General features: G+C 61.6%; 17 protein-coding genes. 7 read left to right on the top strand and 10 right to left on the bottom strand.

Annotation, left to right across the window (positions count from 1 at the left end; all coding sequences use genetic code 11):
• Window positions 1-130 precede the first annotated feature (130 nt).
• From L8K08_RS12320 to L8K08_RS12290, 7 genes are all read right to left on the bottom strand, one after another.
• The gene (locus L8K08_RS12320; protein ID WP_242197165.1) at window positions 131-1,612 is read right to left on the bottom strand and encodes a mannitol dehydrogenase family protein; all 1,482 of its coding nucleotides are present in this window, start codon (window positions 1,610-1,612) and stop codon (window positions 131-133) included.
• A gap of 16 nt (window positions 1,613-1,628) precedes the next feature.
• Entirely contained in the window at window positions 1,629-2,732 is a 1,104-nt protein-coding gene (gene ugpC / locus L8K08_RS12315) for a sn-glycerol-3-phosphate ABC transporter ATP-binding protein UgpC (protein WP_242197162.1), read from the bottom strand.
• 39 nt (window positions 2,733-2,771) lie between these two features.
• Window positions 2,772-3,602, bottom strand: coding sequence for a carbohydrate ABC transporter permease (locus L8K08_RS12310; protein ID WP_016968929.1), 831 nt, complete (start codon window positions 3,600-3,602; stop codon window positions 2,772-2,774).
• 10 nt (window positions 3,603-3,612) lie between these two features.
• Window positions 3,613-4,539: a sugar ABC transporter permease gene (locus L8K08_RS12305; RefSeq protein WP_106577881.1), complete on the bottom strand. Its 927-nt coding sequence runs from the start codon at window positions 4,537-4,539 to the stop codon at window positions 3,613-3,615.
• Between the two features lie 175 nt (window positions 4,540-4,714).
• Window positions 4,715-6,037, bottom strand: a complete 1,323-nt coding sequence (locus L8K08_RS12300; protein ID WP_106577882.1) for a sugar ABC transporter substrate-binding protein — start codon at window positions 6,035-6,037, stop codon at window positions 4,715-4,717.
• A gap of 178 nt (window positions 6,038-6,215) precedes the next feature.
• The gene (locus L8K08_RS12295; RefSeq protein ID WP_106577883.1) at window positions 6,216-7,121 is read right to left on the bottom strand and encodes an AraC family transcriptional regulator; all 906 of its coding nucleotides are present in this window, start codon (window positions 7,119-7,121) and stop codon (window positions 6,216-6,218) included.
• A 72-nt stretch (window positions 7,122-7,193) separates the two neighbouring features.
• A complete protein-coding gene (locus tag L8K08_RS12290) occupies window positions 7,194-8,483 on the bottom strand; it encodes a glycosyltransferase (RefSeq protein WP_242197159.1) in 1,290 nt (429 codons plus the stop codon).
• Window positions 8,484-8,654: 171 nt separating this feature from the next.
• On the opposite strand from L8K08_RS12290, the gene tpx reads away from it, so the two are divergent.
• The 7 genes from tpx (at window position 8,655) to L8K08_RS12255 (ending at window position 21,494) form a co-directional block, all read left to right on the top strand.
• The gene (gene tpx, locus L8K08_RS12285; RefSeq protein WP_242197156.1) at window positions 8,655-9,155 is read left to right on the top strand and encodes a thiol peroxidase; all 501 of its coding nucleotides are present in this window, start codon (window positions 8,655-8,657) and stop codon (window positions 9,153-9,155) included.
• 229 nt (window positions 9,156-9,384) lie between these two features.
• Complete coding sequence (locus L8K08_RS12280; protein ID WP_145165656.1) at window positions 9,385-10,689, top strand: MdtA/MuxA family multidrug efflux RND transporter periplasmic adaptor subunit; 1,305 nt, start codon at window positions 9,385-9,387, stop codon at window positions 10,687-10,689.
• Window positions 10,686-13,787, top strand: a complete 3,102-nt coding sequence (locus tag L8K08_RS12275; RefSeq protein WP_242197152.1) for an MdtB/MuxB family multidrug efflux RND transporter permease subunit — start codon at window positions 10,686-10,688, stop codon at window positions 13,785-13,787. Before L8K08_RS12280 ends, L8K08_RS12275 begins: the two co-directional genes overlap by 4 nt.
• The gene (locus L8K08_RS12270) at window positions 13,784-16,891 is read left to right on the top strand and encodes an efflux RND transporter permease subunit (protein WP_145165654.1); all 3,108 of its coding nucleotides are present in this window, start codon (window positions 13,784-13,786) and stop codon (window positions 16,889-16,891) included. The genes L8K08_RS12275 and L8K08_RS12270 overlap by 4 nt, the downstream gene beginning before the upstream one ends.
• Window positions 16,888-18,357, top strand: coding sequence for an efflux transporter outer membrane subunit (locus L8K08_RS12265; RefSeq protein ID WP_277933615.1), 1,470 nt, complete (start codon window positions 16,888-16,890; stop codon window positions 18,355-18,357). The genes L8K08_RS12270 and L8K08_RS12265 overlap by 4 nt, the downstream gene beginning before the upstream one ends.
• Before the next feature lie 239 nt (window positions 18,358-18,596).
• Window positions 18,597-20,693, top strand: a complete 2,097-nt coding sequence (locus L8K08_RS12260; protein ID WP_242197149.1) for an EAL domain-containing protein — start codon at window positions 18,597-18,599, stop codon at window positions 20,691-20,693.
• Window positions 20,694-20,747: 54 nt separating this feature from the next.
• Complete coding sequence (locus L8K08_RS12255; RefSeq protein ID WP_106577891.1) at window positions 20,748-21,494, top strand: SDR family oxidoreductase; 747 nt, start codon at window positions 20,748-20,750, stop codon at window positions 21,492-21,494.
• 57 nt (window positions 21,495-21,551) lie between these two features.
• On the opposite strand, the gene L8K08_RS12250 is transcribed toward L8K08_RS12255, so the two are convergent.
• The 3 genes from L8K08_RS12250 to L8K08_RS12240 are packed head-to-tail and all read right to left on the bottom strand — an operon-like array spanning window position 21,552 to window position 22,912.
• Window positions 21,552-21,788: a tetratricopeptide repeat protein gene (locus tag L8K08_RS12250; protein ID WP_242197912.1), complete on the bottom strand. Its 237-nt coding sequence runs from the start codon at window positions 21,786-21,788 to the stop codon at window positions 21,552-21,554.
• Window positions 21,715-22,248 (bottom strand): hypothetical protein, encoded by a 534-nt coding sequence (locus L8K08_RS12245; protein ID WP_242197936.1) that lies wholly within the window; start codon window positions 22,246-22,248, stop codon window positions 21,715-21,717. Before L8K08_RS12245 ends, L8K08_RS12250 begins: the two co-directional genes overlap by 74 nt.
• On the bottom strand, window positions 22,241-22,912 hold the full coding sequence (locus L8K08_RS12240; protein ID WP_242197146.1) for a hypothetical protein: 672 nt from the start codon (window positions 22,910-22,912) through the stop codon (window positions 22,241-22,243). The genes L8K08_RS12245 and L8K08_RS12240 overlap by 8 nt, the downstream gene beginning before the upstream one ends.
• Window positions 22,913-22,969 lie beyond the last annotated feature (57 nt).

Raw genomic sequence — 22,969 nt, 5'->3', positions numbered from 1 at the left:
GCTCAGCAGTGTTGTTGTTTTGGATTGAAAACCCGATCAACGGTGGGAGGGGTTTGCCCCCGAAAGCAGTGGGTCAGTGAAAGGCATTTGACTGATACACCGCCATCGGGGGCAAGCCCCTCCCACATTGTTAAGCCGGTTTCTTCAGGAGGTGCTGCAGGGTTGCGGTAACGCCGTTATCGCGAAGGCTTGCATAGCACCGCTCAAACGCTGCCACAAACTCGGGAGAGTTGGGAATAGCCTTGCCAAAAATCTCCTCCACACCCAGCAACCGCTGGCTGATCAACGCATCATCGCTCACCAGTCCCTGACAGAACGCCGCGCGCGGATCAGGGATTTTGTAGCTCACGCCATTCTCATCCACACCCTTCAAGTACAGCGCCCAGGCCGCGACTACCAGCGCCGCGCGCTCGGTCTCACGCCCATCGGCAATCAAGCGATTGATGGTCGGCACGGTGAACTTGGGAAACTTCGACGACCCGTCCGAACACACCCGCTCCAACTGGTCGGCAATCGCCTGATTGGAGAAGCGATCCACCAGAGTCTGCTTGTACTCGGTCAGGTCGATGCCCGGCACCGGCGCCAGGTTGGGTGTGACGTCCAGGTCCATATAGGCGCGCATGTAAGCCACAAACACCGGGTCGTTCATGGTCTCGTGCACAAACCGGTAACCCTTGAGAAAACCCAGGTAAGTCAGGGCCAGGTGGCTGCCGTTGAGCAGGCCGATCTTCATCTCTTCGTAGGGCGTGACGTCATCGGTGAACTGTACGCCGACCTTTTCCCAGGCCGGGCGTCCATTGACGAACTTGTCTTCCAGCACCCATTGCACAAACGGCTCGCACACCACCGGCCAGGCATCGTCGATGCCATGGTCGTCATGCAGCTGCAAACGGTGGGCGGTGCTGGTCATCGGCGTGATGCGGTCGACCATCGCGTTCGGGAAGCTCACGTTGGCCTTGATCCACGCGTGCAGCTCGGCGTTGTGCAGGGCAGCGAAGGCCAGCAGCGCTTTGCGCGTGACGGCGCCGTTGTGCGGCAGGTTATCGCAGGACATCACCGTAAATGCCGGCACACCGGCCGCGCGACGTTGGGTAAGCGCCGCGCAGATAAAGCCGAACACGGTTTTCGGCGATTTGGGGTGCGCCAGGTCATGCTGGATCTGCGGCAGGTGGGCCATGAACTCGCCGTTGCTGTCGTCGATGCAGTAGCCGCCTTCGGTGATGGTCAACGAAACGATGCGGATCTGCGGGTCGGCCAGCTTGTCGATCAACGCCTGGGCGCCGTCTTCGGCCAGCAGCATGTCGCTGATCGAGCCGATCACGCGCACTTCGGTGTCGTCGGTATCGCCCAGTTCATACAGGGTGAACAGGTAATCCTGGCCAGCCAGGTCATCGCGGGCCTTGCGGTCTTCAGCGCGCAGGCCGACCCCACAGATGCTCCAGTCGAGGCCCTCGCCCGTGTTCATCAATGCATCGGTGTAATACGCCTGGTGCGCGCGGTGGAAGCCGCCGACGCCGATATGCGCGATGCCCTGCGTGGTGCTGGCAATCGCATAGGCCGGGATTTTCACGTGCGGCGCCAGTTGGGTCAGGTTCTGTTTATTCAGTTTCATCACAAATCTCGCGAAATCAGGCGGCAGCGCGCAGTGGACGGGTCACGGCCACGCCGTCGGTGTCGAACAGATGGCAGTGCGCCGGGTCCAGGTGCAGGTGCAGGGTCTCGCCGTACTGGCTGGCCATGTCGCCACGAATGCGCATGGTCAGCGGCTCGCCGTTGGCAGTGATCACGTGGCAGAAGGTGTCGCTGCCCAGGCGTTCGCCAACGTCGGCGGTGACGGTCAGCGTGGTTTGGCCGGGCGAGGCGATTTCCAGGTGCTCCGGCCTAATGCCCAAGGTCACCGCGCTGCCGACGCTCAGGGTGGCGCCGCTCAATGGCAGGCTGATGCTGGTGCCGGCGTCCAGTTGCACGTCGCAGCCCTGGCCTTCGACACGGGTGACTTTGCCCTTGAGAAAGCCCATTTTCGGCGTGCCCAGAAAGCCTGCCACAAACAGGTTGGCCGGCTGGTGGTACAGCTCCAGCGGCGAGCCGACTTGTTCAATGCGGCCGCTGTTGAGCACCACCACTTTGTCGGCCAGGGTCATGGCTTCGACCTGGTCGTGGGTCACGTAAATCATGGTCGCCTGCAGCTCTTTATGCAGGCGCGCCAGCTCCAGGCGCATTTGCACGCGCAGGGCGGCGTCGAGGTTGGACAGCGGTTCATCGAACAGGAAGATCTTCGGGTTACGCACAATCGCGCGGCCGATGGCCACACGTTGACGCTGGCCGCCGGACAACTGTTTGGGCTTGCGCTCCAGCAGCGGACCGAGTTCGAGAATGCGCGCCGCTTCGCTGACCTTGCTTTCCACCAGCTTCTTGTCGACGCCGGCCAGGTCCAGGGCAAACGACATGTTCTTGCGCACGCTCATGTGCGGGTACAGCGCGTAGGTCTGGAACACCATTGCCAGGTCGCGCTTGGCCGGGGTGACTTCGGTGATGTCGCGACCATCGAGCTCGATGGTGCCTTCGGTGACTTCTTCAAGGCCCGCGATCAGACGCAGCAGGGTGGATTTACCGCAGCCCGAGGGGCCGACGAAGACCACGAATTCCTTGTCGTTCACTTCCAGGTCGATGCCCTTGATGATGGAAAAGCCTTCGAAGCCTTTTTGCAGGTTCTTGATTTTCAGGTTGGCCATGGGATGGGCCTCCGCTTTGAATTTTTTATTGAAAGACCGTTATTTCACGGCGCCGAAGGACAAACCGCGCACCAGCTGTTTCTGGCTGATCCAGCCGAAAATCAGGATCGGCGCGCAGGCCAGGGTCGACACGGCCGACAATTTGGCCCAGAACAAGCCTTCGGGGCTGGAGTAGGAGGCGATCAGCGCGGTCAACGGCGCGGCATTCGAGGAGGTCAGGTTTAACGACCAGAACGCCTCGTTCCAGCACAGGATCAGCGACAGCAATACCGTGGAAGCCAGGCCACCCTTGGCAATCGGCAGCAGCACGCGGACCATTTCCTGCCACAGCGTGGCGCCATCCAGGCGGGCGGCTTCGAGGATGTCCTTGGGAATGTCTTTGAAGTAGGTGTAAACCATCCATACCACAATCGGCAGGTTGATCAGGGTGTAGATGATGATCAGCGCAATGCGCGTATCCAGCAGGCCAAAGCTCTTGGCCAGCAGGTAGATCGGCATCAGCACGCCCACCGGCGGCAGCATCTTGGTGGACAGCATCCACAGCAGCGTGCCCTTGGTGCGCTGGGTTTCGTAGAACGCCATGGAGTAGGCGGCCGGTACCGAAATCAGCAGGCACAAGGCCGTGGCGCTGAACGAGATCACCACGGAGTTCCAGGCGTAGGCGAAGTAGTTGCTGCGCTCGTTGATGTGCAGGTAGTTCTCCAGCGTCGGCGTGAAGATGAACTGCGGCGGGGTGGCGAACGCGTCGATTTCGGTCTTGAAGCTGGTCAGCACCATCCAGAAGATCGGGAAGAAAATCAGGATCGCGATGGCCCAGGCCAGGGTGCCGAGCAACAGGCTTTGCAGGCGGCGGGATTGTTGAAGCGTCATGGCGCGGCCCTCAAGGCTTGTCAGTCAGGTTTTTGCCGATCATCCGCACCAGGATGATCGCCGCGATGTTGGCGATGACCACGGCAATCAAGCCGCCGGCCGAGGCCATGCCCACGTCGAACTGCACCAGCGCCTGGTTGTAGATCAGGTAGGCGAGGTTGGTCGAGGCGTAACCCGGACCACCGTTGGTGGTGGTGAAGATTTCGGCAAACACCGAGAGCAAAAAGATCGTTTCGATCATCACCACCACGGCAATCGGGCGCGCCAGGTGGGGCAGGGTCAGGTGCCAGAAGATCGCGATGGCGCCGGCACCGTCCAGGCGTGCGGCTTCCTTTTGTTCCTGGTCCAGGGACTGCATGGCGGTCATCAGCAGCAGGATGGCGAAGGGCAGCCATTGCCACGACACAATGATGATGATCGACAGCAACGGGTAGTGCGCCAGCCAGTCCACGGGCTCGGCGCCGAACAGCTTCCACACGGCGGCGAGAATCCCCGACACCGGGTGAAAAATCAGGTTCTTCCAGATCAGCGCACCGACGGTGGGCATGATGAAAAACGGCGAAATCAACATCACCCGCACCACGCCGCGGCCGAAAAACTCACTGGCCTCAAGCAGGGCGCTGATCAACACGCCGAACACCACGCTGATCAACAGCACGCTGCCCACCAGCAGCAAGGTATTGGTGGCGCCGGGCAGGAAGCCCGAGTCGGTGATGAAGTACGTGAAGTTTTCCAGGCCCACGAATTGGTTTTCGCCGGGGTAGAGCAGGTTGTAGCGGATCAGCGAAAAGTACAGGGTCATGCCCAGCGGCACGATCATCCACAGCAGCAGCAAGGCCACCGAGGGGCTGACGAGGAACCAGCCGGGGTTGGCCAGGCGGCTTTTGCGCGGCTTTTCAGGCGCGGCGGTTTGCACTTTGGCAGTGGTGGTATTCATAGGATCAGAACCAGTCAAGTACGTGCGGAGCGAGAGTCGAAGCGCGGTCAGTGTGGGAGCTGGCTTGCCTGCGATGGCATCAACTCGGTTTAAACAGAAAGACCGAGGTGTCTGTATCGCAGGCAAGCCAGCTCCCACATAAAGCAGGTCCCACATTTACAGGGGGACGCCTGCTTTACTTGGGATAACCCGCCCGCTTCATTTCACGCTCGGTGGTGGTCTGCGCGGCGGTCAGGGCTTGATCCACCGTTTGCTGACCGGTCAGCGCGCCCGAGAAGAACTTGCCGACCTGGGTACCAATGGCCTGGAACTCAGGAATGGTCACCAACTGGATACCGATATACGGCACCGGCTTGAGGGTCGGTTTGGTCGGGTCGGCGACTTTCAGCGATTCCAGCGTTACCTTGGCGAACGGCGCGGCCTTCATGTATTCGTCGCTGTAGGTCGACTTGCGCGTGCCTGGCGGTACGTTGGCAATGCCGTCGGTCTTGGCCACGAGCTGGCTGTATTCCTTGGACGTTGCCCAACTGGTGAAGACCTTGGCGGCATCCTTGGCTTTGGAGCTGGTGGGAATCGCCAGGCTCCAGGAGTACAGCCACGACGTGCCCTTGTCGGTCGTCTCGTGCGGGGCGAAGGTGAAGCCCACGTGGTCGGAGACCTTGCTCTGAGTCTTGTCGGTGACAAACGAGCCGGCCACGCTGGCATCGACCCAGATCGCGCATTTGCCGCTGTTGAACAGCGCCAGGTTTTCGTTGAAACCGTTGCTGGAAGCACCCGGCGGGCCGGATTTCTTCATGTTGTCGACGTAGAAGTTCAGCGCGTCCTTCCACTCGGGGCCGTTGAATTCGGGTTGCCACTTCTCATCGAACCAGCGCGCGCCGTAGCCGTTGGCCAGGGTCGTGATCAGCGCCATGTTCTCACCCCAACCCGCTTTGCCGCGCAGGCACAGGCCGTACTGCTCTTTGGTCTTGTCGGTGAGTTTTGCCGCGAATTCGCCGATCTGGGTCCAGGTCGGGTGCTCGGGCATAGTCAGCCCGGCGTCCTTGAACAGGTCGGTGCGGTAGTAGGTGATCGAGCTTTCGGCGTAGAACGGCAGGGCGTACAGCGAGCCCTTGACGGACAAACCGTCACGCACTGAAGGGAAAACATCGTCGAGGTCGTAGGACGCCGGCAGATCCTTCATCGGCTCCAGCCAGCCCTTGGCGCCCCAGAGTGCGGCTTCGTACATGCCGATGGTCAGCACGTCGAACTGTCCGCCCTGGGTGGCGATGTCGGTGGTCAGGCGTTGGCGCAGCACGTTTTCTTCGAGCACCACCCAGTTCAACTTGATGTCCGGATGCTCTGTCTCGAAGGTCTTCGAGAGTTTTTGCATGCGGATCATGTCGCTGTTGTTGACGGTGGCAATGGTCAGGGTTTGCGCGCCAAAACTGACGGCGCTGAGGGTCATGCATACGGTCATGCAAGAACAGGCAAGCAGCGTTTTTGCTGTGAACTTCATCGCGCACTCCATTTCTGCGCCCAGGGGCTACAGAAGGACAGTTATTGTTGTTGTGTCTTCCCACGAACAGTCAGGAAGAGTGTGCGTTGATTACAGCCTTCAAATGGGGTTATGACAAATCCTTGGGCGCACTTGGACTGATACTTTTTTGCACTCATCACTTCGCTTGCTGAACCAGTTAAGCCAGGTTCTGTTCCGTCAGCCGCTGCACCGCCAGGCGCCGGTAGTGGGAGGGCGTCATGCCCTTGAGCTGCTGAAAGCGCCGGTTGAAGTTGGAGATGTTGTTGAAACCCGACTCGAAGCACACGTCGGTCACGGCTTTATCGCCGTCTGCCAGCAACTCGCAGGACTTGCTGATGCGCAACCGGTTGACGAACTCGATAAAGGTGCGCCCCGTGGCCTGTTTGAATACGCGGGAAAAATACGTCGGCTTCATCCCCAGGTATTCCGCGACTTCCTCCAGCGATAATTCGCGGGCGTAGTGGGCGAAAATGTAGTCCACCGCGCGGTTGGTGCGGTCGATGCTGTGCTCGTCCGCCAGTTGCGGGGTGGTCACGCCAGACAACAATTGGTAGTGCTCACACGCGCTCAGCACTTCCAACAGGATAAAGAAATGCCCCAGGCGCGCCATGCCCTGGGCGTCTTCGATGCGTTGCATCAACGTCATGGCCTGGGCGATGGTTTTTTTGCAGCGGAACTCGATGCCGTACTGCGCACGTTCCAGCAACGGCGCCAGGCTCTTGAGCTCGGTAAAGATCTGACTGCCGCCCTCAAACAGCTCGTCGGTGAAGTTGACCAGCATGTCGCGCTTGGGCACGACCTCGTCTTCCTCCACCTGGCTGATCCAGTTGTGGGGCAGGTTGGGGCCGGTGAGGAACAGGCTTTCCGGATAAAAATTGCCGATGTAGTCGCCGATAAACACCTTGCCGGAGCTGGCGACAATCAAGTGCAGCTCGTATTCCTTGTGGAAATGCCAGCGCACCAGCGGGCAGGGGAAGCCGTGTTGGCGATAGATGATGGACAGACCGTTGTGATCGTCCATCAGCTCGTAGGAAGGGTCGGTGATTCGCGTTGCTCGGGTCATGCTGCCGTCGCTTTATTGTGGTTGCTGCCAAGGATAATGCCCCCTTGCGCGCGACCTCGCCAGCCTCGGTGTTTACACGCTGCGGTTTTTGGCCTCGATCCACTGGGACATGTACTGCGTACTTTTATGCGCATGGTGGCGCAGCATGCTGCCGGTGAAGTTGTCCCGGCGATGGGCCGCGAGCTGGAGGCGGCACTGCTCCAGGCATTGCACCAGCGCCGGGCCGTGAAAGGCCTGGTCGTAGCGGCGGGCAAGCAGGCGGCGGCCATCCTCCTGGGCCTGGGTCCACCGTTCGCGGTCCTGGTACAGCGCCACGGCGGCCGCTGCCAGGGCCGGTGCGCTGTGTTCGATCGCACCCGGCCACGGTTGCTCATCACCCATGCCTTCGGCGCCGATGGGCGTGGTGACATTCGGCGTGCCGCAGAGCATTGCGTCCATCAGCTTGCCCTTGATCCCGGCGCCGAAGCGCAGCGGTGCCAGGCAGATACGCGCGGCGCCCATGACTTGCAGGGCGTCTTCGGCCCAGTTCATCACATGAAAGCCCTGCGCCGGGTTGTGCAATGCCGTGGCCTTGGGCGGGGTGTAGGAACCGTAGATATGTAACTGTGCTCCTGGCAATTGCTGACGGATCAGCGGCCACAGGCTGCTCTTCATCCACAACACCGCATCCCAGTTGGGCGCATGGCGGAAGTTGCCAATGCTCAGGAAGTGCGCGCGGTCCTCGAACGGTGCGAAGGGTTCGGTCGGCGGTTCCAGCATCAACGGGCACCCGTGGAGCAGGGCGGCGGGCACCTTGAACTGTTCGGTGAGCAGGCGGATTTCCACGTCGGAGATCACCAGGCTGATATCACAGCGGTAAATCGCTGCAATCTCGCGCTTGGCCAGGTCGGTGTCGGCCATCCGCCGGAATTCTTCCTTTAATGCAGGATTGAACAGCGCGCTGAAGTCATCGCTCTCGGGGTGGGCCTTGAGGTGGTCCTTGAAACGCTGGTGGCGGGCGTCCCGCAAGCTTTGCAAGTCGGACGTTTCCAGCACGCGCAGGGCGTCGGGGCAGCATTTCTCCACGCGCCAGCCGAATTGCTCTTCCATCATGAAACGGTCGAACACCACAATATCCGGGGCCAATTCGCGAATAAAATCATCGAAACTGCTGTTATTGAGTTCGATGGCGCATTCGGTGATGCCCAACGCCGGCAAGTCGGCCTTGTGTTCGCCCACGGTTGCCGGGCTGCTGAACGTGATGTCCCAGCCCTGGTCCAGGAAGCTCTGCAATATCTGCATCATGTGCCCGCCGGCGGCCGAGGAGCGTGGTTCCGGCCAGACATAACCAATGACCAGGACTTTGGTGGCGGGCTGATTCATCAACAACGAATTCCTTGAAGGGCGGGCGAAAAGCGCACAATTAAACCATAGCCGTTGTTAATCGGGCGCCCGCGTGACAATTTACGCCCGGCCATAGGTAGCTTCGCCCGTTTGTGGTTAACTTCCGCGTCTCGAATTCGTTTCAATAAACCCAGCATAAGGATTCTCTTCATGGCTCAAGTCACCCATCGTGGTAACCCAATCAAGGTTGAAGGCGAGCTGCCGCAAGCCGGTACCCAGGCCCCCGATTTCATCCTGACTGCCGGCGACCTGTCGGACGCAACCCTGGCCACCTTCGCCGGCAAGCGCAAAGTACTGAACATCTTCCCAAGTGTTGACACCCCAACCTGCGCCACTTCGGTACGCAAGTTCAACGCCCAGGCCAACGACCTGAACAACGCCGTGGTGCTGTGCATTTCCAGCGACCTGCCGTTTGCCCAGGCCCGTTTCTGCGGCACTGAAGGCCTGGAAAATGTGAAGAACCTGTCGGATTTCCGCGACCCGGGCTTCGCCGTTGACTACGGTGTGTCGATTGTCGAAGGCGCGCTGCGCGGCCTGACCGCCCGTGCCGTTGTGGTACTGGACGAAAACAACAACGTGCTGCACAGCGAGTTGGTCAGCGAAATCGGCCAAGAGCCGAACTACGAAGCCGCCCTGGCTGTTTTGAAGTAACTGTTTCAGCGCATTACTGTCTTTTCGCAGTAACACGCTTGATAGATGATTGCGGCCTGGCCTAGTCCAGGCCGTTTTCATTTAGAGTCAGCGGCTTAGCTAAATAGCCCATAAACTAAGGCCAGAAGTTAAAAGTTGTAATCCAAGGTAAATAGCCGGTAAAGGCGCTTTTCTTAATGCGCCTCAGTGCTTATCTTTCAGCCTCCCAAAGTAGAAGCTCTCGCGCCCAATGGTTGATCACTCCATGCAATCCTCCCCCCGCAACTCCCGCCGCTGGCTGTTCGGCCTGCTCGTGCTGCTGGTTATCGCCGTCCTGTGCTGGAAATTCTGGCCTGGCAGCCATAAGGATGCCGGCGAGAAAAAACCGGCCGGGCATGCCGGCAAGTCGGGGATGATGCGCCCGGGCTTCGGCGGTTCCACCGGCCCGATTCCCGTGCGCGTGGCGCCGGCGGTGTTGGGTGAGTTCCCGGTGTACTACAAGGCCTTGGGCACGGTCACCGCGCTCAATACCATTAACGTACGCAGCCGGGTGGGCGGTGAGCTGGTGAAGATTGCCTTTGAAGAAGGGCAGATGGTCAAGGCCGGCGACCTGCTGGCGGAAATCGACCCGCGCAGCTACCAGAATGCCTTGCTGCAGGCCCAGGGCACGCTGTTGCAGAACCAGGCGCAGTTGAAAAACGCCCAGGTTGACGTCCAGCGTTACCGCGACCTGTATGCCCAGGACAGTATCGCCAAGCAGACCCTGGACACCGCCGAAGCGCTGGTCCTGCAATATCAGGGCACGGTCAAGACCAACCAGGGCGCGGTGGACGACGCCAAGCTCAACCTCGAATTCACCAAGATCCGCGCGCCTATCGGTGGCCGTGTGGGCTTGCGTCAGGTCGACGTGGGCAACCTGGTGGCGGCCAACGACACGACCTTCCTGGCGGTGATCACCCAGACGCAGCCGATCAGTGTGGTCTTCACCCTGCCGGAAAACACCCTGGACACCGTCCTCGCCCGTTACCACGCCGGCAACAAGCTGCCGGTGGAAGCCTGGGACCGTGGCGACGCCAAAAAACAGGCCGTGGGTGTGCTGCAAAGCCTGGACAACCAGATCGACGTGACCACCGGTACCCTGAAATTCAAGGGCCGTTTCGATAACAAGGACCAGGCACTGTTTCCCAACCAGTTCGTCAACGTGCACCTGCTCGCCGACACCTTGCACAACGTGGTGCTGGCGCCGTCTGCCGCGATTCAGTTTGGCAACAACGGCACCTTCGTCTACAAACTCGATGGCGACAAGAAGGTCAAGGTCCAGCCACTGGTGGTCGGCGATACCGATGGCGACAACACCGTGATCAAGGAAGGCCTGGCGGCCGGCGACCGCGTGGTGATGGAAGGCACCGACCGCTTGAAGGATGGCAGCGAAATCGAAGTGGTCAACGACAGCAGCGAGGTGCCGACCACCCCGACCGAGCACCTGCAAGGCAAGCCTGCGGCAAAAGGGGAGACCGGCGCTAACGCCGGCAAGGCGCAAAAGGTCGGTTCATGAACCTGTCGCGGCTGTTTATCCTTCGCCCGGTTGCCACCACGCTGAGCATGCTGGCCATTGTCCTGGCCGGCATTATTTCCTATCGCTTGCTGCCAGTATCGGCCTTGCCTCAGGTGGATTACCCGACCATCCGGGTGATGACCCTGTACCCCGGCGCCAGCCCCGATGTGATGACCAGCGCGGTCACCGCGCCGCTTGAGCGCCAGTTCGGGCAAATGCCCGGCCTGACCCAAATGGCGTCCACCAGCTCGGGCGGTGCGTCGGTGCTGACCTTGCGTTTCAACCTCGACATCAATATGGATGTCGCCGAGCAACAGGTGCAGGCCGCGATCAACGCCGCGACCAACCTGCTGCCCAAGGATTTGCCGGCACCGCCGGTGTACAACAAGGTCAACCCCGCGGACACCCCGGTGCTGACCCTGGCGATTACCTCCAAGACCATGCTGCTGCCCAAGCTCAACGACTTGGTGGATACGCGCATGGCGCAAAAAATTGCCCAGATCAGTGGCGTCGGCATGGTCAGCATCGCCGGCGGCCAACGCCAGGCCGTGCGCATCAAGGTCAACCCCGAGGCCCTGGCCGCCAATGGCTTGAACCTGTCGGACGTGCGCACGCTGATCGCCGCGTCCAACGTCAACCAGCCCAAAGGCAACTTCGACGGCCCGACGCGGGTGTCGATGCTGGACGCCAACGACCAGTTGGTCTCGCCCCAGCAATACGCCGAATTGATCCTGGCCTACAACAATGGTGCGCCGCTGCGCCTCAAGGATGTGGCACAAATTGTCGACGGCGCCGAAAACGAGCGCCTTGCCGCCTGGGCCAACGAAAACCAGGCCGTGCTGCTGAATATCCAGCGCCAGCCGGGCGCCAACGTGATTGAGGTCGTCGACCGTATCAAGGCGTTGCTGCCGAGCATCACCGACAACCTGCCGGCCGGCCTGGACGTGACGGTGCTCACCGACCGTACCCAGACCATCCGCGCCTCGGTCACCGATGTGCAACATGAATTGCTGATCGCCATTGCGCTGGTAGTGATGGTGACGTTTCTGTTTTTGCGTCGTGTCAGCGCCACGATCATTCCGTCCATCGCCGTGCCGCTGTCGCTGATCGGCACCTTTGGCGTGATGTACCTGGCGGGCTTCTCCGTCAACAACCTCACGCTGATGGCCCTGACCATCGCCACCGGGTTTGTGGTCGACGATGCCATCGTGATGCTGGAAAACATCTCGCGCTATATCGAGGAGGGCGAGACGCCGCTCAATGCTGCGCTCAAGGGCGCCAAGCAGATCGGCTTCACCCTGATTTCCCTGACCCTGTCGCTGATCGCGGTGTTGATCCCGCTGTTGTTCATGGCTGACGTGGTGGGGCGGCTGTTCCGCGAGTTCGCGATCACCCTGGCGGTGGCGATCCTGATATCCCTGGTGGTCTCGCTGACCCTGACGCCGATGATGTGCGCACGGCTGCTCAAGCGTGAACCCAAGGAAGAAGAGCAGAGCCGTTTCTACAAGGCCAGCGGCGCCTGGATCGACTGGCTGATCGAAGCCTACGGGCGCAAGTTGCAGTGGGTGCTCAGGCACCAGCCGCTGACCTTGCTGGTGGCCATCGCCACCCTGGGCCTGACGGTGGTGCTGTACCTGGTGGTGCCCAAGGGCTTCTTCCCGGTGCAGGACACCGGGGTTATCCAGGGTATTTCCGAAGCGCCACAGTCGATTTCGTTTGCCGCGATGAGCCAGCGCCAGCAAGAGCTGGCCAAGGTGATCCTGGCTGATCCAGCGGTGGAAAGCCTGTCGTCCTATATCGGTGTGGATGGCGATAACGCCACCCTCAACAGCGGGCGCCTGTTGATCAACCTCAAGGCGCACGGCCAGCGCGACTTGAGTGCGGCCCAGGTGATCACACGGCTGCAGCCGGAAATCGACAAGCTGGTGGGCATTCGCCTGTTCATGCAGCCGGTGCAGGACCTGACGATCGAAGACCGCGTCAGCCGCACCCAGTACCAGTTCAGCATGTCGTCACCCGATGCCGATTTGCTGGCGCTGTGGAGCGACAAGCTGGTACACGCCCTCAGCCAGTTGCCGGAACTCACTGATGTGGCCAGCGACCTGCAGGACAAAGGCCTGCAGGTGTTCCTGGTGATCGACCGCGACGCCGCCTCGCGCCTGGGCGTCAGCGTATCGACCATCACTGACGCACTGTACGACGCCTTCGGCCAGCGGCAGATTTCCACCATCTATACCCAGGCCAGCCAGTACCGGGTGGTGTTGCAGGCGCAATCCGGTGAAACCCTCGGCCCGGCGGCGCTGAACCAGATTCATGTGAAAACCACCGACGGCGGCCAGGTGCGCCTGTCGAGCCTGGCCCACGTGGAGCAGCGTCAGGCGCAGTTGGCGATCGCGCATATCGGCCAGTTCCCGGCGGTGATGATGTCGTTCAACCTGGCCCCCGGCGTCGCGCTGGGCAAAGGCGTGGAGCTGATCAACCAGACCCAGAAAGACATTGGCATGCCAGTGGGTGTGCAGACCCAGTTCCAGGGCGCGGCCCAGGCCTTCGAAGCGTCGCTGTCGAGCACCTTGCTGCTGATCCTGGCGGCGGTGGTCACCATGTACATCGTGCTGGGCGTGCTCTACGAGAGTTACATTCACCCGATCACCATCCTCTCGACGTTGCCGTCGGCAGCGGTGGGGGCCTTGCTGGCGTTGCTGCTCAGCGGCAATGACCTGGGGATGATCGCGATCATCGGCATCATCCTGCTGATCGGTATCGTGAAAAAGAACGCGATCATGATGATCGACTTCGCGCTCGACGCCGAACGCAACCAGGGCCTGGACCCGCAGACCGCGATCTACCAGGCGGCGCTGCTGCGTTTCCGGCCGATCCTGATGACCACCCTGGCCGCCCTGTTTGGTGCAGTGCCGTTGATGCTGGCCACCGGCTCTGGCGCCGAGTTGCGCCAGCCCCTGGGCCTGGTGATGGTCGGCGGCTTGCTGGTGAGCCAGGTATTGACCCTGTTCACCACGCCGGTGATCTACCTGTACTTCGACCGCCTTGGCCGCCGCTGGCGCAAAGAGCCGCAAAGCCTGGAGCCGGTTGAGTCATGAACCTGTCCGGACCGTTCATTCGCCGGCCGGTAGCGACCATGCTGCTGAGCCTGGCGATCATGTTGCTCGGCGGCGTCAGCTTCAACTTGCTGCCAGTGTCGCCGCTGCCGCAGATCGACTTCCCGGTGATCGTGGTCTCCGCCAGTTTGCCCGGGGCCAGCCCAGAGGTGATGGCGTCCACCGTGGCCACGCCGCTGGAGCGCTCGTTCGGCGCGATTGCCGGCATCACCACCATGAGCAGTTCGTCGAGCCAGGGCTCGACGCGGGTAATCCTCGCCTTTGACTCCGACCGTGATATCAACGGCGCGGCGCGCGAAGTGCAGGCGGCCATCAACGCCTCGCGCAACCTGCTGCCCAGCGGCATGCGCAGCATGCCGACCTACAAGAAGATCAACCCGTCCCAGGCGCCGATCATGGTGCTGTCGCTGACCTCCGACGTGCTGCAAAAGGGCGAGTTGTACGACCTGGCCTCGACCATTCTTTCGCAAAGCCTGTCGCAGGTGCCGGGCGTGGGTGAAGTGCAGATTGGCGGCAGCTCGCTGCCGGCGGTGCGCATCGAGCTGGAACCCAAGGCCCTCGACCAGTACGGCGTGGCCCTGGACGACGTGCGCAACACCATCGCCAATGCCAACCAGCGCCGGCCCAAGGGCTCGCTGGAAGACAGTGAGCGCAACTGGCAGATCCAGGCCAACGACCAACTGGAAAAGGCCAAGGATTACGAGCCGCTGCTGATTCGCTACCAGAACGGCGCGGCCCTGCGCCTGGGCGACGTGGCAAAAATCAGCGACGGCGTGGAAGACCGCTACAACAGCGGCTTTTTCAACAATGACTCGGCGGTGCTGCTGGTGATCAACCGCCAGTCCGGCGCCAACATCATCGAGACGGTCCGGCAGATCAAGGCCCAGCTGCCGGCGTTGCAGGCGGTGTTGCCGTCCAGCGTCAAGCTCAACCTGGCCATGGACCGTTCCCCGGTGATCACCGCGACCCTGCATGAAGCCGAGATGACCTTGCTGATTGCCGTGGCCCTGGTGGTGCTGGTGGTGTACCTGTTCCTGGGTAATTTCCGTGCTTCGTTGATCCCGACCCTGGCGGTGCCGGTGTCGTTGGTGGGCACCTTTGCGGTGATGTACCTGTTCGGCTTCTCGCTGAACAACTTCTCGCTGATGGCGCTGATTCTGGCCACGGGCCTGGTGGTGGACGATGCCATCGTGGTGCTGGAGAACATTTCCCGGCACATCGACGATGGCGTGCCGCCGATGAAGGCGGCGTATCTGGGCGCGCAGGAAGTCGGCTTTACCTTGCTGTCGATGAACGTGTCGCTGGTGGCGGTGTTCCTGTCCATCCTGTTTATGGGCGGTATCGTCACCAACCTGTTCCGTGAGTTCTCCATCACCTTGTCGGCGGCGATCATCGTCTCGCTGATCGTCTCGCTGACCTTGACCCCGATGCTCTGCGCGCGTTGGCTCAAACCGCACATCAAAGGGCATATGAGCGGCTTGCAGCGCTGGAGCCACAGGATCAACGAGCGCATGGTGGCGGTGTATGCCACCAGCCTGGACTGGGTACTGCGCCACCGACGCCTGACCCTGCTGAGCCTGTTGCTCACCGTGGGCGTGAACATCGCGCTGTACGTGGTGGTGCCGAAAACCTTCATGCCGCAACAGGACACCGGTCAGTTGATCGGCTTTGTGCGCGGCGACGACGGGCTGTCGTTCAATGTGATGCAGCCGAAGATGGAGACCTTCCGCAAGGCGGTGCTCAAGGACCCGGCAGTGCTCAGCGTGGCCGGCTTTATCGGCGGCAACAACGGCACTAACAACGCGGTGATGCTGGTGCGCCTCAAGCCTATCGCCGAGCGCAAGATCTCGGCCCAGGCGGTGATCGAGCGTATTCGCAAGGAAGTACCGCTGGTGCCGGGCGGGCGCTTGTTCCTGATGGCCGACCAGGACCTGCAGTTTGGCGGCAGTCGCGACCAGACCAGCGCGCAGTATTCCTACATCCTGCAAAGCGGTGACCTGGCCGCGTTGCGCCTGTGGTACCCGAAAGTGGTCGCCGCGTTGCGCGAGCTGCCGGAGCTGACCGCCATCGACGCCCGTGAAGGCCGTGGCGCGGCGCAGGTGACGCTGGTGGTCGACCGCGACCAGGCCAAGCGCCTGGGCATCGACATGAGCATGGTCACGGCGGTGTTGAACAATGCCTACAGCCAACGGCAGATTTCCACCATCTACGACAGCCTCAACCAGTACCAGGTGGTGATGGAGGTCAACCCGAAATACGCCCAGGACCCGATCACCCTGAACCAGATGCAGGTGATCACCTCCACCGGCGCGCGGGTGCCGCTATCGACCATTGCCCACTACGAAAACAGCCTGGCCGACGACCGGGTCAGCCATGAAGGCCAGTTCGCCTCGGAAAACATCGCGTTTGATATGTCGCCCGGCGTCACGGTGGAGCAGGGCACGGCCGCCATCGAGCGCGCGATTGCCAAGGTGGGCTTGCCCGAAGACGTGATCGCCAAGATGGCCGGCACCGCCGACGCGTTTGCAGCGACCCAGAAGGGCCAGCCGTTCATGATCCTCGGCGCGCTGGTGGCGGTTTATCTGGTGCTGGGCATTCTGTATGAAAGCTACATTCACCCGCTGACCATCCTCTCGACCTTGCCGTCGGCCGGTGTCGGCGCGTTGCTCTCGATCTACCTGCTGGGCGGCGAGTTCAGCCTGATCTCACTGCTGGGCTTGTTCCTGTTGATCGGGGTGGTGAAGAAGAACGCGATCCTGATGATCGACCTGGCCCTGCAGCTGGAGCGCCATGACGGCATGAGCCCGGTGGAATCGATCCGCAGCGCGTGCCTGTTGCGCCTGCGCCCGATCCTGATGACCACGCTGGCCGCCATTCTCGGCGCCTTGCCGTTGCTGCTCGGCTCCGGCGACGGCGCGGAAATGCGCCAGCCGCTGGGCCTGACGATTATTGGCGGCCTGGTGTTCAGCCAGATCCTGACCCTTTACACCACCCCGGTGGTTTACCTTTATCTTGACCGCGCGCGCCACCGCTTCAACGCCTGGCGCGGCGTGCGTACCGATGCTGCCTTGGACACTGCGCTATGACCGATTCAACCTTGACCCAATTGGCCATGAGCATGCCCCGTGGTTTGCGCGTTGCCAGCCTGCTGCTGTGCGGCGCGTTGCTCAGCGCCTGCGCCATCGGGCCTGACTACAAACGTCCGGATGTCATCGAGCCGGTGCAATTCAAAGAAGCCCAGGGCTGGAGCCAGGCCACGCCCAGCGATTCGCTGGCGCGGGGCGCCTGGTGGGAGCTGTACGGCGACCGCCAGCTGAATGACCTGGTGACGCGCCTGAACAACGCCAACCAGACCGTGGCCCAGGCCGAAGCGCGTTTCCGTCAGGCCCAGGCCCAGGTGCGCAGCGCGCGCGGCGCGTTCTTTCCAACGGTGGACCTGAGTGCCGGAAAAACCCGCGCCAGCCAGGGCACCGGCAGCAGTAACGCCAGCCTGAGCAGTTCCAGCAGCGGTATCCGCGACACCCTCAACGCGCAACTGGGCGTGAGTTGGGAGGCGGATGTGTGGGGCAAATTGCGCCGCGGCCTGGAAGCCAATGAAGCCACGGCCGAGGCCAGCTCGGCAGACCTGGCGGCGATGCGCTTGAGCCAGCAATCGGAGCTGGTGCAAGACTACTTGCAACTGCGTGTCATGGATGAACAGACGCGGTTGTTGCAGGCCACGTTGGACACTTATCAGCGTTCGCTGCAAATGACCGAAAACCAATACCGCGCCGGTGTTTCCGGCAAGGACGCGATCGCTCAGGCGCAAACTCAGCTCAAGACCACCCAGGCCAGCCTGATCGACTTGATCTGGCAGCGGGCCCAGTTGGAAAACGCCATTGCGGTATTGATCGGCGAGGCACCGGCCAACTTCAACCTGGCGGTGAGCAAAGATATTCCAGCCTTGCCGCAGATTCCCGTGAGCCTGCCGTCGCAACTGTTGGAGCGCCGTCCGGACATTGCCTCGGCTGAGCGCTCGGTGATCGCTGCGAACGCAAATATCGGTGTGGCCAAGGCGGCTTATTATCCGGATTTGACCTTGAGTCTGGCCGGGGGCTATTCCAGCAGCACCTACGCCGACTGGATCAGCCTGCCGAACCGCTTCTGGTCGGTGGGGCCGAAGTTGGCGATGACGTTGTTCGACGGTGGGCAGCGTTCGGCGGAGGTTGATCGCAGCGTGGCCTCGTATGACGAGACGGTCGCCAAGTATCGCCAGACGGTGCTGGATGGTTTTCGCGAGGTTGAAAACTACATGGTGCAGTTGAAGGTGCTGGAGGATGAGGCGGTCGTCAGCAATGAAGCGCTGGAAGCTGCGCGCGAATCGCTGCGGTTGACGCAGAATCAGTACAAGGCCGGGTTGATTGCGTATCTGGATGTCGTCACGGTGCAGGCCACGGCCCTTAGCAATGAGCGGACCGTGCTGACGTTGTTGCAGACGCGGTTGGTGGCGAGTGTGCAATTGATCGCGGCGCTGGGCGGTGGGTGGGATGGGCAGGTGGCGTTCAAGGAGTGATTGAGCCGCTGTCCGTTGCTGCCCTCTAGAGCCGGGAGGGGGCAAGCCCCTCCCGAAGTCGCCGATCCAGACGCCACTTCAAGCCCCGACCACCGCAACGTTAAGCCAGTAGATTGACGTCAAAGCGCCACTAATTGCCCCATGGTAATTAATCAACGCGCCCATAATTATTCTCGCTACAATCGCCCGCTTTGCCACTTGGCACGGGCGCTCCAGGCCCGTCAGTTCTGAGACATTCCATGCTGATCGGTAGCTATTCCCCCTCCTTGGTCGTGATTTCCCTGTTCGTCGCGATCCTGGCGTCCTACACCGCGCTGGACCTCGCCGGCCGTCTCGCGACCGCCAGGGGCCGCGCCGTGTACGTGTGGATGACGGGCGGCGCATTGGCGATGGGCGTAGGCGTGTGGTCCATGCACTTTATCGGCATGTTGGCCTTGCGTTTGCCGTTTGCTCTCGGGTTTGACCTGGGCATCACCGCGCTGTCCCTGCTGATCGCCGTGTTGTCCAGCGGCTTTGCCTTATGGCTGGTCAGCCAGCCACGCCTGCCGGCCTGGCAACTGGCGTTCGGTGCGCTGATCATGGGCGCGGGCATCAGCAGCATGCACTACACCGGCATGGCCGCGATGCGCATGACGCCGGGCATCGACTACGACCCGACCCTGTTCGGCGCTTCATTGTTGATCGCGGTCATCGCGTCCGGCGCTGCGCTGTGGATCGCCTTCAATCTGCGTCGTAACACGCCTTACGTACGCCTGGCACGCGGCGGCGCAGCCGTGGTGATGGGCATCGCAATCGTGGGCATGCACTACACCGGCATGGCCGCCGCGCGCTTTGATGACAACAGCTTCTGCGGCGCCGCCCTGACGGGCCTGAGCGGCAAGGGCCTGGACAACCTGGTGCTGGTGACCACGCTGGCCGTGTTGATCATCGCGCTGCTGACTTCGTTGCTTGACGCTCGCCTTGAAGCGCGCACTGCCGTACTCGCCGACTCCCTGACCCTGGCCAACCAGGAACTGACGCACCTGGCCCTGCACGACATGCTCACCGGCCTGCCCAATCGCACCTTGCTCGCCGACCGTATTCAGCAAGCCATTCAGGCGGTGAAGGAGCAGGGCGGTTGCTTTGCCCTGATGTTTATCGACCTGGACGGGTTCAAACCGGTCAACGATGCGTTTGGTCATCACATGGGTGACCAGTTGTTGCGCGAGGTGGGCCTGCGCTTGCGCGAGGACCTGCGCAGCCATGACACCTTGGCCCGTATCGGCGGGGATGAGTTTGTGTTGCTGGTGCAATTGACGCAGCCGGACGACGCCGTGGGCCTCGCCGAACGTCAGGTCGGGCTGATCAACCGTGCCTTCAAGGTTGCCGAGCATGAACTGAAAATCTCCGCCAGCATCGGTATCGCGCTGTTTCCGGGCAACGGCAATAACCCGCAAGAGCTGTTGATGAACGCCGACGCTGCCATGTACCACGCCAAGGGCATGGGCAAGAACGGTTACAGCTTCTTTGATGCGTCGATGAACACCGACGCACGCAAGCAGTTGCAGTTATTGCAGGACCTGCGCAACGCCCTCGAGCACGAGCAATTTCGTTTGTATTACCAGCCCAAGATCGATGCGTTGAGCGGCATCCCGGTCGGCGCCGAAGCCTTGCTGCGCTGGGAGCATCCGCAGCAGGGTCTGTTGTTGCCTGCGACGTTTATCGACCTGGCGGAAAAGACCGGGTTGATTATTCCTATCGGCGAGTGGGTGTTGAACGAAGCCTGTCGTCAGATGCGGCTGTGGTATGCGCTGGGCTATGAAGACTGGCGCATTGCGGTGAACCTGTCGGCCTTGCAGTTTTGCCATGCCGGGCTGGTCGAGAGTGTGGCCGCAGCCCTTGACCGTCACCAGTTGCCGGCCAATAGCCTGACCCTGGAAATCACCGAAACCACCGCCATGAGTGACGCCGACGCGAGCATGACGGTGTTGCAGCAGTTGTCGGACATGGGCGTCGACCTGTCCATCGATGACTTCGGCACCGGCTATTCGAGCCTGATGTACCTCAAGCGCCTGCCCGCCAATGAGCTGAAGATCGATCGCGGGTTTGTCCGCGACCTGGAACACGACAGCGACGATGCCGCCATCGTTTCCGCCATCGTCGCCCTCGGCCAGGCCCTGGGGCTGCGGATTGTCGCCGAAGGCGTGGAGACCGATGTGCAGCAGAGTTTCCTTACCCGCCTGGGGTGCAACTCGCTGCAAGGCTATCTGTTGGGGCATCCCTTGCCGGCTGACGGTTTCATGGCCGACATCCAGCGTGGCGAAGAGGCGGGAGCGCCTGACAAAAGCCGTGCGTGACGAGTATTCTTGGCCCCAACCCTAACCATCAGGTTGAGTCAGGAGACTGCACGCATGGACAAAGTCGTCATCATCACTGGGGGCAGCCGTGGCATCGGCGCCGAGACGGCATTACTGGCCGCTCGCGAGGGCTACCGCATCTGCATCAACTATCAGTCCGACGAAAACGCCGCCCACAGCGTGCTCGAACAGGTTCGCGCCCTCGGCGCCCAGGCGATTGCAGTGCGTGCGGATGTCAGCATCGAGGATGAAGTGGTCGCGCTGTTCAGTCGCGTGGATGCCGAGCTGGGCCGTGTCACCGCGCTGGTGAACAACGCCGGCACCGTGGGGCATAAGTCGCGGGTCGATGAGATGTCCGAATTCCGCATCCTCAAGATCATGAAAACCAACGTGCTCGGGCCGATCCTGTGCGCCAAGCATGCGGTGCTGCGCATGTCGCCAAGGCATGGCGGGCAGGGTGGCAGTATCGTCAACGTGTCGTCAGTGGCGGCGCGCCTGGGTTCGCCGGGTGAATACGTCGACTATGCCGCCTCCAAGGGAGCACTGGACACCTTCACGCTGGGGCTGTCGAAAGAAGTTGCCGGTGAAGGGATTCGCGTCAACGCCGTGCGGCCCGGCTATATCTTTACCGACTTCCACGCCCTGAGTGGCGACCCGGACCGGGTCAGCAAACTGGAATCCGGCATTCCGATGGCCCGTGGCGGGCGCCCGGACGAAGTGGCCGAGGCGATTATCTGGTTGCTGTCGGACAAGGCCTCGTACACCACCGGCACCTTCCTGGACCTGGGCGGCGGTCGCTGATCACCGCTGTTGACCGGCTGTTGAGTGAGGCACCCAAGGGGCGCCTCACTGCGACGCTCAGGGCAGCATGATCTGATACGCCGCCAACTGCGCCTTGTGTTGCGCCTCCACCGTGCTTGGGTCGACGCGTTTGGCGAATTGGGTCAAATCGCGACGGGCGTTTTCCTTGTCGCCCAGCCGGTCATAGGCCAGCGCTCGCTGGTAGTAGGCCCACGCGTAGTCAGGCTGTTTGATCAGTCCGGCGCTGTAGGCTTCGGCGGCTTCGCGGTACTGGCCGAGATCGTAGAGCGCCAGGCCCAGATGATAGAAACGTCGGCATGTTGAACCCGGCGCCTTTGCCATTCTCGCCCAGGCCGGCATCCAGATTGGACTGCACCAGTTCGAGGGCTTTTTGCGGGTTGCCATTGAGGCGGTACAGGTAGCTCAGCTCCAGGGTCGCGCGCGGTTCGGGGTGCGGGTTGGTGGCGATGGATTTTTCGCGCGCGCTGATGGCTTGCGGATACTGCTTGAGGTTTGTGTAGGCCACTGACTGCAGCAGGTACACGGTGCTCTTGATTTTGGGCGGCAGGGTGTTCTTCGTCAGGCACAGCTCTGACTCTTGAATCACCTGCTGATTTTGCTCGGCTCTCATGGCCTTGCTGGTGTTGACGCAATGCTGCAGGTTGAGTTCGGCGGGGGTTGGCTGGTGCGCGCAACCGGTGACGACTGCGGCAACGGCCAGCAGGGCGAAACCACGAATAGAGGCGTTAGGCATGCTTGGTCAGTCCAGCAGATTGGCGTTGAGGTCGGGGCGATAGACTTGCAGCAGGGCAGGCGTGACGGTGCCTTGCAAGGAGCAGAAGATCTTTCGTACGGCCCTCGGTCGGCCCTTTTTCCAGGCTCAGCGTACGTTCTACAAAGCCAAAGGGCGTGGCCACGCCCGGCCCCGCCAAGCCTTCGGTGCGCCATTGGCCGATCGGGTCGCCCACCCGGCGAATATCGGCGCGGCTGACGTTGCCGCGTTCTGCTACCAGGCGTGCGTGGTCGGCGATCAAGGGTTTGAGGCGCTCGGCAACATCGCTCACCGAACCTTCGGCGACGAATCCCCAGAACAGCAAATTGCCGACATTGGGCAGCGACATGGCTTCATTGTGATACCCCAAGAGGCGCACGCCGTTGACCACCAGCGGTTGCTCAAAGGCCTGATAGCGACCGCCTTCCTGCAGTGGGTTCATGACCACTGGAGCGCTGACGTTGCCCTGTTTGGCCACGCGCAGGGTGCCGGCGGGCAGGGAGGCGGTGTTGAGGGTTTCGAAAAAACGTGCGTCACAGCGGGAGAAATCGCTGAACAGCTGATCGGGGGTGGCGGCAGTGGTTTGGCCCTGGGCCTGGCTGGCAAGCGCCAGCAAGCAAAGGGCGGATAACAGTGGGCGAAGCATCGGCGTCATCCATGAGCGTTGAGGGGCGGCGAGTGTAACAAGGCCCAAACGCCTTCG

The organism is Pseudomonas sp. TREG-RG-20F-10-E-6-01 (assembly GCF_022662455.1).
GTDB lineage: Bacteria > Pseudomonadota > Gammaproteobacteria > Pseudomonadales > Pseudomonadaceae > Aquipseudomonas.
This window is presented reverse-complemented; position numbering and strand designations above follow the sequence as displayed.